The organism is Dokdonia sp. Dokd-P16 (assembly GCF_003095655.1).
In the GTDB taxonomy this organism is placed as follows: Bacteria; Bacteroidota; Bacteroidia; order Flavobacteriales; family Flavobacteriaceae; genus Dokdonia.
This window is the reverse complement of the sequence record NZ_CP029151.1, coordinates 448,183-460,645: the sequence shown is the minus strand read 5'-3', so window position 1 is coordinate 460,645 and position 12,463 is coordinate 448,183. Positions and strand designations below refer to the sequence as shown.

The 12,463-nt window shown below is 37.1% G+C and carries 15 protein-coding genes and 3 tRNA genes; 4 read left to right on the top strand and 14 right to left on the bottom strand.

Going from position 1 to position 12,463, the window contains the following annotated elements; genetic code table 11:
* Positions 1–146: 146 nt before the first annotated feature.
* From DCS32_RS02080 to DCS32_RS02070, 3 genes are all read right to left on the bottom strand, one after another.
* Positions 147–229: transfer RNA gene (locus DCS32_RS02080), tRNA-Leu, on the bottom strand.
* 145 nt (positions 230–374) lie between these two features.
* Positions 375–447 (bottom strand) — tRNA-Lys (locus DCS32_RS02075).
* Between the two features lie 126 nt (positions 448–573).
* Positions 574–646, bottom strand: a tRNA-Lys gene (locus DCS32_RS02070).
* A gap of 120 nt (positions 647–766) precedes the next feature.
* On the opposite strand from DCS32_RS02070, the gene DCS32_RS02065 reads away from it, so the two are divergent.
* Complete coding sequence (locus DCS32_RS02065; RefSeq protein ID WP_108876787.1) at positions 767–1,288, top strand: shikimate kinase; 522 nt, start codon at positions 767–769, stop codon at positions 1,286–1,288.
* Here DCS32_RS02065 and DCS32_RS02060 read toward each other — a convergent pair.
* Both DCS32_RS02060 and DCS32_RS02055 read right to left on the bottom strand, forming a co-directional pair.
* The gene (locus tag DCS32_RS02060; protein WP_108876786.1) at positions 1,280–1,783 is read right to left on the bottom strand and encodes a phosphoribosyltransferase family protein; all 504 of its coding nucleotides are present in this window, start codon (positions 1,781–1,783) and stop codon (positions 1,280–1,282) included. The genes DCS32_RS02065 and DCS32_RS02060 overlap by 9 nt on opposite strands.
* 41 nt (positions 1,784–1,824) lie before the next feature.
* Positions 1,825–2,220 (bottom strand): RNA-binding S4 domain-containing protein, encoded by a 396-nt coding sequence (locus DCS32_RS02055; protein ID WP_108876785.1) that lies wholly within the window; start codon positions 2,218–2,220, stop codon positions 1,825–1,827.
* A gap of 89 nt (positions 2,221–2,309) precedes the next feature.
* On the opposite strand from DCS32_RS02055, the gene DCS32_RS02050 reads away from it, so the two are divergent.
* The gene (locus DCS32_RS02050) at positions 2,310–3,335 is read left to right on the top strand and encodes an FKBP-type peptidyl-prolyl cis-trans isomerase (RefSeq protein ID WP_108876784.1); all 1,026 of its coding nucleotides are present in this window, start codon (positions 2,310–2,312) and stop codon (positions 3,333–3,335) included.
* Between the two features lie 319 nt (positions 3,336–3,654).
* On the opposite strand, the gene DCS32_RS02045 is transcribed toward DCS32_RS02050, so the two are convergent.
* The 5 genes from DCS32_RS02045 to pyrE form a co-directional block, all read right to left on the bottom strand.
* Complete coding sequence (locus DCS32_RS02045) at positions 3,655–4,284, bottom strand: outer membrane beta-barrel protein (protein ID WP_108876783.1); 630 nt, start codon at positions 4,282–4,284, stop codon at positions 3,655–3,657.
* 97 nt (positions 4,285–4,381) lie between these two features.
* Positions 4,382–5,335: a transketolase family protein gene (locus tag DCS32_RS02040; RefSeq protein ID WP_108876782.1), complete on the bottom strand. Its 954-nt coding sequence runs from the start codon at positions 5,333–5,335 to the stop codon at positions 4,382–4,384.
* 48 nt (positions 5,336–5,383) lie between these two features.
* Positions 5,384–6,229, bottom strand: coding sequence for a transketolase (locus tag DCS32_RS02035; protein ID WP_108876781.1), 846 nt, complete (start codon positions 6,227–6,229; stop codon positions 5,384–5,386).
* Positions 6,230–6,339: 110 nt separating this feature from the next.
* On the bottom strand, positions 6,340–6,732 hold the full coding sequence (locus DCS32_RS02030) for an orotate phosphoribosyltransferase (protein WP_108876780.1): 393 nt from the start codon (positions 6,730–6,732) through the stop codon (positions 6,340–6,342).
* Positions 6,733–6,748: 16 nt separating this feature from the next.
* The gene (gene pyrE, locus DCS32_RS02025) at positions 6,749–7,390 is read right to left on the bottom strand and encodes an orotate phosphoribosyltransferase (RefSeq protein WP_108876779.1); all 642 of its coding nucleotides are present in this window, start codon (positions 7,388–7,390) and stop codon (positions 6,749–6,751) included.
* Between the two features lie 7 nt (positions 7,391–7,397).
* Here pyrE and DCS32_RS02020 point away from each other — a divergent pair, with 7 nt between their 5' ends.
* Positions 7,398–8,021 (top strand): NUDIX hydrolase, encoded by a 624-nt coding sequence (locus DCS32_RS02020; protein WP_108876778.1) that lies wholly within the window; start codon positions 7,398–7,400, stop codon positions 8,019–8,021.
* On the opposite strand, the gene DCS32_RS02015 is transcribed toward DCS32_RS02020, so the two are convergent.
* From DCS32_RS02015 to DCS32_RS02005, 3 genes are all read right to left on the bottom strand, one after another.
* Complete coding sequence (locus DCS32_RS02015) at positions 7,989–9,737, bottom strand: M14 family metallopeptidase (protein WP_204161794.1); 1,749 nt, start codon at positions 9,735–9,737, stop codon at positions 7,989–7,991. The genes DCS32_RS02020 and DCS32_RS02015 overlap by 33 nt on opposite strands.
* A 106-nt stretch (positions 9,738–9,843) precedes the next feature.
* Positions 9,844–10,503 carry a uracil-DNA glycosylase family protein gene (locus DCS32_RS02010; RefSeq protein ID WP_108876776.1) on the bottom strand — a complete coding sequence of 220 codons (660 nt, stop codon included), beginning with the start codon at positions 10,501–10,503 and terminating at the stop codon, positions 9,844–9,846.
* Complete coding sequence (locus DCS32_RS02005; RefSeq protein WP_108876775.1) at positions 10,503–11,231, bottom strand: hypothetical protein; 729 nt, start codon at positions 11,229–11,231, stop codon at positions 10,503–10,505. The genes DCS32_RS02010 and DCS32_RS02005 overlap by 1 nt, the downstream gene beginning before the upstream one ends.
* 104 nt (positions 11,232–11,335) lie before the next feature.
* Between DCS32_RS02005 and DCS32_RS02000 the strand changes: the two genes are divergently transcribed.
* Positions 11,336–11,458 carry a 30S ribosomal protein THX gene (locus tag DCS32_RS02000; RefSeq protein WP_108876774.1) on the top strand — a complete coding sequence of 41 codons (123 nt, stop codon included), beginning with the start codon at positions 11,336–11,338 and terminating at the stop codon, positions 11,456–11,458.
* 87 nt (positions 11,459–11,545) lie between these two features.
* On the opposite strand, the gene yaaA is transcribed toward DCS32_RS02000, so the two are convergent.
* On the bottom strand, positions 11,546–12,310 hold the full coding sequence (yaaA, locus tag DCS32_RS01995; RefSeq protein ID WP_108876773.1) for a peroxide stress protein YaaA: 765 nt from the start codon (positions 12,308–12,310) through the stop codon (positions 11,546–11,548).
* Between the last annotated feature and the right edge of the window lie 153 nt (positions 12,311–12,463).

Sequence of the window (12,463 nt, the reverse complement as noted above, 5' to 3'; positions counted from 1 at the left end):
TAGTTACGCTTTCGCGAAAGCGTGATAATTTAAGGAAGGAATTAGTTTGATGAACCTACTGAAGCCTTAGAGCTTAATGGATTGTATGGTATCTATGGAAGAAATGTAATAAAAAAGAGAGTTAATCATATGATCAACTCTCTTTGTACCCGGAATGGGACTTGAACCCACACGCAACTAGTGCACACGGCCCTCAACCGTGCCTGTCTACCAATTTCAGCACCCGGGTAGATAAGCGGCATTTTATCAATGCGGGTGCAAATATAAAATGTTCTTGTGAGACTCTAGAGTGAATCTAAAACTATTTTTAAGGGTTGTTGAATTTAAAGCATAAAAAAACCTTCATCTAGTGATGAAGGTTTATATTCATAAAGTGACCTGGCCGGGGCTCGAACCCGGGACCCTCTCCTTAAAAGGGAGATGCTCTACCAACTGAGCTACCAGGTCGTCATTTTAACGAGGGTGCAAATATAAAGTCTTCTTTCGAAACTCAAAGCATAATCTCAAATTATTTTTTGAATTTTTTTGCATAAAAAAACCTCCATCTTTTGATGGAGGTTTGCACTTATCAAGTGACCTGGCCGGGGCTCGAACCCGGGACCCTCTCCTTAAAAGGGAGATGCTCTACCAACTGAGCTACCAGGTCATTGCCTCATTGCGGGTGCAAATATACATCTAATTAATTCTTATTTCCAAACCTTTTAAATAAAATTTTCATTCTTTTTTTTAGTTTAATATATACCTTTGTTTTTCAATAAGTTCGCATATGAAATATTTTTTAATGGGGTACATGGGGTCAGGAAAATCAACCATTGGACCACTACTCGCTGAAGCACTTTCTTACAAATTTTTAGATTTTGACACCTATGTAGAAGAGGCAGAGGGCAATAGTATCTCAGAAATATTTAAAAATAAAGGTGAAATTTATTTTAGAAAAGCCGAAACAAGACATCTAAAAGCGTTAATTGACGAGAATGATGACGATATAGTAGTCGCTTTAGGAGGTGGAACACCTTGTTATGGAAACAATTTGCAGCTCATTAAAGAAGCAAATACAAAGACAATGTACCTTAATTGGAACTTTAAAGTACTTGCAAATAGATTATGGGAGGCAAAAGAGAAGCGACCATTGATTGCTAGCATGCAATCACTAGAAGATCTAGAAGACTATATAAGAAAGCATTTATTTGAGAGAGGGTTTTATTACAACCAAGCGGATGTTGTGATTAAAGTAGAAACCCAATCACCAGAAACATTAACTGCCGAAATTTTAAAGAAACTACTCTAATACAGCAGTGTCGTTGCCTTTTCTAAAGGTAACTTTTACAGATTCATTAAGTGATGTACTTAAAGAGATTCCTTTAAAGTCTGCCTTTACTGGGTACTTTTTGTGATTTCTATTTACTAGTACAGCTGTCTTAAATCTCTTTAAAGGCACATCTAGAAAATGTTTTACGCCATATACGAGTGTAGTTCCAGAATTGAGAACATCGTCTATAAGAATTACAGATTTGTTTTGATATTCACTTGCTGGAAGACTCGTCTGTACAGTACCTAGCGGATTTTTCTTATCCATAGTCACTTTGCAAAGGATTGTCCTGAGAGGAGATATTTCTGCGAGCACCATAGCGAGACGTTCGGCAAATTTGTAACCGTTATCTGCAATACCTGCTAGAATCACTTCTTCTTCATTTGCATTGCTTTCGTAGATTTGAAAGGCAATGCGCTTTGTTTTATGAGCTATTGCTTGATGATCTAATATTTTCTCCAGTTTAACTTTCATATCTGTGCTAGCTTATGGGTTAAAGATATTCAATTAACCTACTATTCTTCTTCATCGCTTTTAAAAAAATCGTCATTGTTGTAAATCTCATCAATGCTTCTTCTGTCTTTTTTAGTAGGACGACCCACTCCTTTCTTGCGATAATAATCTTTTGAGTATTTGAGCAATTCTAGTTTCTCTAGATTTTCCTTAGGAGTTTTGTCGCGCACATACATGCCTACTAGTTTTGCACCCAGTCTACTTTCAGGGAGGTCAAGGACTTCCAGGACGTAGGTAACTTGGTTTTTGCGCACAGAGATAGTATCAGTGGGATATATGTCTCGAGAAGGTTTAATGGAGGTGTTGTTAATTTTGACTTGGCCTTTCTTGCAAGCTGCTGTAGCTATAGATCTCGTCTTAAAGTAGCGCACGCACCATAAATATTTGTCTACTCTCATATAAAAAGGGATAAAACCGCGTTAATAAAGGTAAAGTAATGTGCAAAAATACATCAAAATTGTATCTTGCAGTCCTTAAATTAAAATTGATGAAATTAAGAAATTACCTAGGTTTAGCGTTAGTTTTACTACTATGTGTTGGTTGTCCTTCTGACGATGATGCAGACATTACGATTGTTCCTCCTAGAGATAGAGGAGAGCAGGCAATAGAAGATGACGCAGAAATACGCGAGTATTTAGAGACACACTTTTATAATTATGAGGAGTTTGAAAATCCTACAGCAGATTTTGACTATATAATTCGTTTTGACACTATTGCTACGGTAAATAGCGATAAAACACCAATCATTGACCGACCTGAGTTAACTAGTATCACATATAATCGTGTTGATACAGATCAAACAGTTTACATACTTACAGCAAGACAAGGATCTAGCGAGAAGCCGGCAGCTACTTACACAGATTCAACATTAGTAACTTATACTGGCAGAAACTTAAATAGTACAACTTTTGATTCGTCCCCTAATCCTGTATGGTTTGATCTTACAGCAACTATAGATGGTTTTCAGAATGGTATTGCAGGTTTTAAAGGTGCCGGAGCAGGACCTGTTGCAAATGGTGATGGAACAACATCTTATCAAGATTTTGGTGTAGGAGCTGTATTTATTCCTAGTGGACTCGCTTATTTTAATCTACCTCCTGGTAATGTTGAAATTTATAGTCCTCTCGTATTTACATTCTCTGTGTTTGATGTAATCATTACAGATCATGACGGTGATGGAATTATATCTATTGATGAAGATCTTGATGGAAATGGTTTTCTATTTGATGATGCAGATAATCCAGATAATGACAGTGCAGCAGCATTCCAAGATCCAGATGATGATAATGACGGTGTACGCACTAGACTAGAAATCATACTTGACGAGGATGGAAATTTAGTTTCATTTATTGATACAGATGGGGATGGCATTAGCAATCACCTTGATAACGATGATGATGGAGATGGTAGGGATACTCTAGATGAAATCCAAATCAATACATCAACAGGAGTTATCACTTATACAGATACAGATGGAGACGGTATACCTGATTATCTAGATGCAGATAGTTAGAATTTAATTACGCTTTCGCGAAAGCGTAATGCACATACTTAAAAGGCACATTGTTCAAACAATGTGCCTTTTTTATTTAACCTATGTCCCATCCTGAAATAGCCATACACTAAAAACTAAATGAAGTGATTTAAGGTGGTATCTAGAGATGATAATAATCTAGATATAACTATTAGTGAACTATTGAATGAGGGCGTCAGATTGAGTGTATTTACTAACGGCGACTAGTGCTTTTTAATCGAAAGTAGCGGTATGTCAAAAAGAAAATCGGGTACTCTCATAAAGAATACCCGATTTTAAAATATTTACTTTTTTGAATTTAATTCGCTCCATCAAGAGAGTACGATAAACTTAAAATCCATTGTGATGGTCTTGCATCTACTTTAAAGCCTACACTATTATCTTCAGCTTGTGATTCTGTTACAATGGTATTGTCTGTAAATGCTCCCTCATATCTCACATCAATCCCGAGCTTACCAAATGAAAGACCTGCGCCTAGCTGGTAGCCTACAGTAAATGAATTTTCCGGATCTTCAAAATCAATGTCTATCCCATCAAATTCATCGTCAATAATATATTGAAAAGAAGGTCCAGCCTTCACATTTAAAGGCCCTATAACATTAAAACCAACAAGTACTGGAATGTCAATTTTTGACAATTCATAATCTATACTATTAGATCCTGAGATATTACTCTGATATTCTGTATTGATTTTAGTGTAAAGTAATTCTGGTTGCACAAAGATACCAGCAAACACTGCCTTATAATAAATACCAGCATGAAAGCCAGACTTATTTTCCTTGTCAAAAGTACTCTCAGCAAATTCTGAGGTAAATTCTAGATCACCTACAGATCCATAATTGAGTCCGCCCTTGATTCCGAAGCCAGCGCTTTGGCTAAATGCAGTCATACCTGATAAGAGTAATACTGCTACAATGATTTTTTTCATAATTGAAGTTTTATTGATTAATAAAGAGACAAATAAAAAGGCAGTATGTTACAATCATACTGCCTATGTCTTTTATGTAAACGGTTGTGTTGTTTGATTATTTTCTAGCAACCACTTTTTCTACAGCCTTTATAATAGCATCTGCATTAAGCCCGTACTTTTCCATAAGTTGTGCTGGCGTCCCACTTTCTCCAAAGGTATCTGCTGTCGCAACGTACTCTTGTGGTGCAGGGTGGGTAAGAGATAGCTCTCTTGCTACACTTTCTCCTAGACCTCCTAAAAAGTTATGCTCCTCTGCAGTTACCACGCATCCTGTCTTTTTTACAGACTTGATAATTGCGTCTGCATCTAATGGTTTTATGGTGTGTATATTAATTACATCTGCTGTGATGCCTTTTTCATTAAGTACTTTACAAGCTTCAAGCGCTTCCCAAACAAGGTGTCCTGTTGCAACAATCGTTACATCATTTCCTTCTTGTAATTGCACTGCTTTCCCTATTTCAAATTTTTGATCTTCTGGAGTAAAGTTCGCCACTACTGGACGTCCAAAACGTAAATAAACTGGCCCTACGTGATCTGCAAGAGCTATAGTAGCCGCTTTGGTCTGGTTATAATCACAAGTATTGATCACTGTCATCCCTGGTAACATCTTCATGAGTCCGATGTCCTCAAGAATTTGGTGCGTAGCACCATCTTCACCTAAGGTAAGACCTGCGTGAGATGCACATATTTTTACATTTTTATCAGAATATGCGATAGACTGTCTAATCTGGTCATAAACACGACCCGTAGAGAAGTTTGCAAAAGTTCCTGTGAAAGGAATTTTACCACCTATTGTTAGTCCTGCAGCGATTCCCATCATATTTGCTTCGGCAATTCCTATTTGGAAAAAACGTTCTGGATTTTCATCTATAAACGTCTGTATTTTTAGAGAACCTATAAGATCTGCACAAAGAGAAACCACATTAGGATTTGTTCTTCCTAATTCTGTCATTCCTGCTCCAAAACCTGATCTTGTATCCTTACTGCCTGTATTTTCGTATGTTTTCATTGTAGTGATTTTTGGTACGCTTTCGCGAAAGCGTAATAAGAAAAAGGTTTAGTAATCGCCTAAAGTTGCTGGATTCTGTTCTAGAGCACTCGCGAGTTGCTCATCATTAGGAGCTTTACCATGCCACGCGTGGGTGCCCATCATAAAGTCTACACCATTACCCATGATTGTGTGTAATAATACACAAACTGGTTTTCCGTTTCCAGAAAGATCCTTGGCTTGATTCATTCCTTTTACAATAGCTTCTACGTCATTTCCTTGCTCAATATCAAGAACAATCCACCCGAAAGCTTCAAATTTTGCACGCACGCTTCCCATGTTTAATACGTGGTCTGTGCTACCATCTATCTGCTGTCCATTAAGATCTACGGTAGCTATAATATTATCAACCTTTTTTGCCGAAGCATACATTATTGCTTCCCAGTTTTGACCTTCTTGCAATTCGCCATCTCCCATTAAGGTATAGATAGTGTGGTTGTCTTTATTGAGTTTTTTTGCTTGAGCTGCACCTACTGCAACACTTAATCCTTGACCTAGTGATCCAGATGCGATACGCACTCCAGGTAGCCCTTCATGCGTAGTAGGGTGTCCTTGTAGTCTAGAGTTAAGTAATCTAAAAGTGTTAAGTTCTTCCACTGGAAAATATCCAGAACGAGCTAATACACTATAGAAAACTGGAGAGATATGACCGTTAGAAAGGAAGAAAAGATCTTCTCCTATACCGTCCATATCAAATCCTTCTTTACGTTCCATAAGCTCTTGATAGAGAACCGAAATAAATTCGGCACATCCTAATGATCCGCCTGGGTGTCCAGAACTTACTTTGTGTACTTGTCGTACGATATCTCTACGCACTTGGGTTACAAATGCTTCTAGCTTCTCTATGTCTGCCATATTATTGAATTTATTATGTAAAAATAAGCATATAAAAAAGTCCTACCATCGAGATTGCTCAAGATTGTAGGACTTCTTTGATTTTTGCGAAATATTGAATTTAAACTGCTTTATGCAATAACATCCATATTATCAGAAAGTGTACCTATAAATTTTGTGATAGGTCCTTTAACCATCATCGCCATCATGGCGTTAAATTCTCCTTCAAAATGAAGTTGTACCTCAGTTTTATCTACTGCTAGTTCTTTAATATCTGCAGTGAGTTGGAAAGGTATTTTGTCACTTGCTGCTCCTAGTACTACTTTACTATGAGGAATTCCTTCCTTAAGGTCTAGTACTATTTCTGGCATTCCTTTAAGTCCAAAAAGGAAACGTGTGTCGCTTATCTTTTCAAACTTAGTATTTTCTGGCATTAATTTTTCGAAGTTCTCAATGTTCATTAAGAAATTATAAACTTCTTCTTGTGACTTGTTGAGCGTCTTTACAGGGCTTTCTAAATTCATTTAGGTTTATTTAATATTATTTTTCCCAGGTTGATGGGCTTTTACGCCAGTTTTCTAGCGTTTCTTGTTGTGCTTCGGTAATAAAATTTGTGTCCCTAGCTTGTAGTAGTAAATGAGAGTAATCACTAAGTGTGTTGAGTGTAACTCCAGCTTCTTCAAAATTCTGAGTAGCGGTATCAAAACCGTAGGTAAAGATGGCAAGCATCCCTTTTACCGTCATGTTAGAATTTTTAAGAGCTTCTACTGCCATAAGGCTACTCTTACCTGTGCTTATAAGATCTTCTATCACCACAACAGTATTGTTAGGTTCTAGGTGACCTTCTATCTGGTTTTTACGTCCATGCTTCTTAGGCTCTGGACGTACATAAGCAAAAGGTACGTTGAGATAATCTGCAACAAGCATACCAATACCTATAGCTCCTGTAGCAACACCCACAATAGCATCTGGCTTGCCGTAGATGTTTTCTACCTGCTTTGCCATTTCTTGATGAATGTAGTTTCTAATAGGAGGATACGATAGTGTGATGCGGTTATCACAATAAATTGGGGATTGCCAACCAGAAGCCCATGTAAAAGGTTCTTGCGGTTGTAATTTTATTGCATTAATTTGCAAAAGCAATTCGGCAGTTTTTTTTGCCGTTTCTTTGTCTAAAATCATACTGCAAATGTATAAAGTTTTTGTGAATGATATTCCCATTATTCTATCTACAGAAAAGGTAATAGGGAAGAACTATAAAACCATCTCCATAAAGAAGGTTAAGATCAAGAAATTGATCAAGAAATTATATAATGGAGAACAGCTATATATTAACCTCTACCACCCTAAGGAAGAGAAGTTACTAAAGCACCTGCGCAAGAAACTCAAACTTGTAATAGCAGGCGGCGGACTCGTATACAACGATAAAAAGGAAATTCTTTTTATCTATCGCAATGGTCGTTGGGACTTACCTAAAGGTAAAATCGAGAAAAAAGAAGATATAGAGGACTGTGCTATTAGAGAAGTAGAGGAGGAGACAGGTGTTACTGGTCTCACTATTACAAAGCCTCTTGAAATTACTTACCACGTTTTTAAACGCAATGGCGAGTTCAGGCTTAAGGAGACCTTCTGGTTTGAAATGCACACAAGCTGCACAGACGAGCTAGTGCCGCAAGCAAAGGAAGGTATTAAAAAAGCTAAGTGGCTCAACTTTGAAAAATCACAGAAAGCGCTTGATAAATCTTATGAAAATATCAAGCTTATCTTTCCTAAAGAATATTTAATTAAGCATCCTAACGATAGGGTAGCGTAGGTGTGCTTTCTCATAGCTAGAAGATTTCTTATGAATCCAGTCTAGCTGAGCGTACCAGTTATTTGCAAAATCAGGATTTAATGATTTCTTGAGATTAAACTCTATTCTAATTTTAGGGTGAGTCTCAAGAAATTGTTGTGCTTTATCTTCCCATACGTAAGGCGAGAACCCTTCCTTTTGTTGCAATATGGTATCAAAAAAGTTCCAGTTAAAGAAACTATCTGTCGCTTCTGGCTCTAGTGTTTCTAGAATGTAGCGTATTCCTTTTTGGTCTGTAGGTACTATGTAGCCACCTCTTGGTATGGTAACTTCTTCTTCCGAAGTTCTCAAATTGGTGTTATAGTGTAAATAGTGACCTTCATAAGGGCTATTTCGAGTTTCATAAGTGTCTATGTGATATACTTGAGCTACAAATGTCGTGTCCTTTTTGAGCTGATCAAACTTAATGTCATTTGCCTTTAAGATAAGTGCAATATCTCTGTAACCTCTTGGAATTACGTAAGCTTTCGGTATAGATACTTCTTTTGTAGGCTTAAAATAATCGTAGTAAGTGACTTTCTTAGTAAATGGTTTACTTACGTCATATTTAAGACGTTCCTTCCCGGTTACTTCACTAGGCTGCATCTTTCCTTCATATCCTAAGAAGTCTAGGGTAGTGGTTTTTGTAGTATCTAACTCAAATTGTACAGGATAGGTTTCCGCTTTCGCGAAAGCGTTAAAAGCACCTTCACGCATTTCTTTAATTTTTGTGCCATTTTCGGCAGTAATTTTTAAGATGCTCTTCATTAATTCGTACGTTCCTTCTACTCTAGGTTTGTAGGGTTTAAGCATGTGGGTTTCTACCATAAGTCCTATAGTATTCCATAGCGAAGTAAAACCCGTCGAGTAGCGTGGGTAATCCATAAACTGGCTAAAACCTTTTTCTGGAGTGCTATTAAAGACGTTCACATAAGGAGTAATCTCCCAGTCTTTTGTTTTGAGATCTTGTTCTAGCATAGGTTGGAACTCATCATGCACGTAGTCACCTAATGCTCCACCTAGTTTGTTGTGTTGTGTAAAAAGGTGTGTGAGCGTGTATTGGTAATCTGCGCCATTACTTACGTGATTATCTATAAAAACATCTGGCTCAATCATGTGATAAATCTCTGCAAATGCAGCAGCGTTTTTTGTGTCACGCTTTATAAAGTCACGGTTAAGATCATAGTTCTGCGCATTTCCGCGGAAACCGTATTCTTTTGGTCCGTTTTGATTGGTTCTTGTTCCACTATTACGGTTAAGCGCGCCACCCACATTATAAATTGCAATCGCACTTACCCATGTATTTTCTGGAGCTTCTATCTTTCCTTGTGCAAGGTCACGCATGAGCATCATGGTAGCATCGATTCCATCTGACTCTCCAGGGTGAATCCCATTATTAATGAGAATACGACGAACATCCATATCATCAGAAAACTCACTATCAAAGCTTCGATTAGGATTAAAGGTAATCAGCGTGAGCGGTTCGCCAGCATCTGTCGTGCCTACTTCATAGGTTTTAATAGAACGATATGCAGTATCAAGATCTTTATAAAAAGAGATGACTTCTTGGTAAGTTGGTGTTTCTGTACCTCCGCTTTTTTCAAAACGCGTAGTGAAGTCTTTATTTTCCGGATTATCTTTTGTGTCACCACAACTTATGATGATCGCAAGCAATGGAAGTAATAACAGTTTTTTCATTTGGTTGTACTTGAAGTGTGAAGATACAAATTGGCTCAAAAATAAAAAGTAAGTTATTTTAAGCTGTATAGTGTTTGGGTTACGCTTTCGCGAAAGCGTGAAAAAATTAAAAGAAAGGAGTGTATTGCAAGATTCTGAAGTCGATGGTATTGAATTGCGGATTTTCCTTTTTGAGTTGTTTGTAAAGCGCAAGACTACCCACCGCTCTGTTTGCCGCTCCAGAAGGTGCCGTGAGAGACACCGTTTTAATAGTGCGTCCTTGCCATTGAAATTGATGTACTCGCGGTACTTCGCTGCTTACCACTTTTAACTTTACACCTTGAGCTTTGCAAGCTTTCCTAAAGAAATACTCTGGACCATTTTTGCTATTTCCGCCGGTGAATAATAGTGTTTCCACTTTTGGAGATTTGCTCAAGTAACCGAAAATATCTCTGAGCGTCACGTTAGTCATTCCGATATCTGAGGCGTCTATTTTAATGCGTTCTGAGGAAGCAACAATATCACAAACACCGATATTACGAGATGTGAGAAAATCTTTACGCTCTTGAATGGCTTGCTCTGTAGTTTCAAAAGTAAGGTTGAGATTAAAAATCTTATTTAAAATTGGCCATAATTGTCCATCAATACTGCCGTAGCAAAAGTTTACATCTCCAGGTTTGAGCGTGCCTTCTGTAAATCTAGGAGGAGGTAGTGTGCCTACAATGAGTTTTGTGGCGTTCTCAATATTAAATGGCGGGTAAGGATGTGTATGTTTAAAAACAGACATTATGATTGTGTAGCGGCAACAAGTCTTTCTACCTCTATAAACGTGTTTTTATGTAGTTTTCTGTTGGGTGTAGTGAGGTTTAAAAACTCTTCTTGCATTTCGTGTAGTACTTCTAGCGCTTTAGATTGCTTCTTACTTTCTATGTAAAATTTAGATAATTCCACACGCTCAGGATAATTAGAATAGCGTTGATCTATTTTTTTAAGGATAGCTTCTGCTTCTTCGTCCTTACCAGTTTTTGATAATGCGAGCCCATATTTAAATTGCGCTTGGGATTTTTCAAAGTCAGATACATCACTCATTTTTTGACCTATGGCAATTACTTCATCATACTTCTCTTGTTCAAAAAGCGCAATGAGCAATTGTGTATTCGCATAGTAATCATTAGTGTGATTTCCATGTAAGACCGTGTCGTATTGAACGGCTGCCTCTTTGAAATTTCCTATCGCAAGTAACGCATCGCCTAGCTCAACGCGATTAGAATATGTATCAGAAAATTCAACCTTCTTTTCTAGTTGGTTGATCTTTTTGGTAGGATTGATAACCGCTGTAAATTCCTTTTGAACGACATCAATATCCTTTTTGTTAAAAATCTGAGCGATTACATAAACTAGACAGCCTATTGCAGGCAGTAGGAGAATCGCAAAGTACCAGTAAAAACTATTTTTATTCTTGTAAACGTGGTATGCACATGCCAGCTGGAGGGCAATAAGAATGTAATACGTCATAGGGATACTTTTATTTATAAAGATAGTGTAGGCAGATGATTAACAGAATTTTAAAATAGGTTCTTTTTAAAAAATGCTACCTTGAGAATAACTAAAAAATAGATATGGGAAGAGGAGATAAAAAATCAAGAAGAGGAAAAATAAGCCGTGGAACTTTTGGCGCAAAAAGAAGAAAAAAAGGCAGAAAGAAAGCTAAGGACGCTGCGAAAATGCAGAAGAATAATTAGTTGTTTTAATATCTTGAGATATTCTACAAATTATAAAAAACCCATCATAGAGATATCTCAGTGATGGGTTTTAGTCATTTTAGACAATTACCTCGTAAATACAAATTCGTTCTTATCTTCATTAGACTCCTCTGCGCTATATGCGTAGCCATCATAATCAAATCCTTTAAGATCTTCTATGTTGTTTACATCTTTATCAATAATATAACGCACCATAGAGCCTCGTGCTTTTTTTGCGTAAAAAGCAATAATCTTTAGTTTGCCATTTTTAAAGTCTTTAAAAATAGGTGTGATTACTGGAACTTTCAATTTTTTAGGCTGTACTGCTTTAAAGTATTCTTGGCTCGCAAGATTAACAAAAAGCTCATCATCTTCTAATTCCTCATTAAGACGATTAGTTAGTGTGTCTCCCCAAAATTCATATAAGTTCTTAGTGCTGTAATATTCTAGTTTGGTTCCCATTTCAAGGCGATAAGCCTGCATTAAATCTAGCGGACGTAATATACCGTACATCCCGCTTAAGATTCTTAGCGTGTCTTGAAGTTTGTCTAATTTTTCTGTTGGGATAGTGTATGCATCAAGACCTGTATACACATCGCCATCAAAAGTATAAATCGCTGGTCGTGCATTACTTTTTGTAAAAGGTGTTGTAAAATCTTGATAACGCTGGTAGTTTAAATCTGCCAGTTTCTCGCTAATATGCATTAAGTCTTGAATCTCTTTCTTTGTAGTATTTGAGAGTTTACTATTAAGTTTTTCTGCCTCTTCAAGAAACTGCGGTTGCGTAGCTCTTGTGGTAGGGAGTTTTGATTCAAAATTGAGTGACTTTGCTGGAGAAACAACGATTTTCATAAGTAATTTTCTTTGATCTCAAAGTTAGCAATTATGTGCATTACATACAGTAGTTGCTATTGTTTTTGACTATGGTGGGATTGAATAAGGGTAATGGTCAGTGAGATGGGAAATTGAAATTATCTGTTTTACACAACATCCCTCTAAATCTCC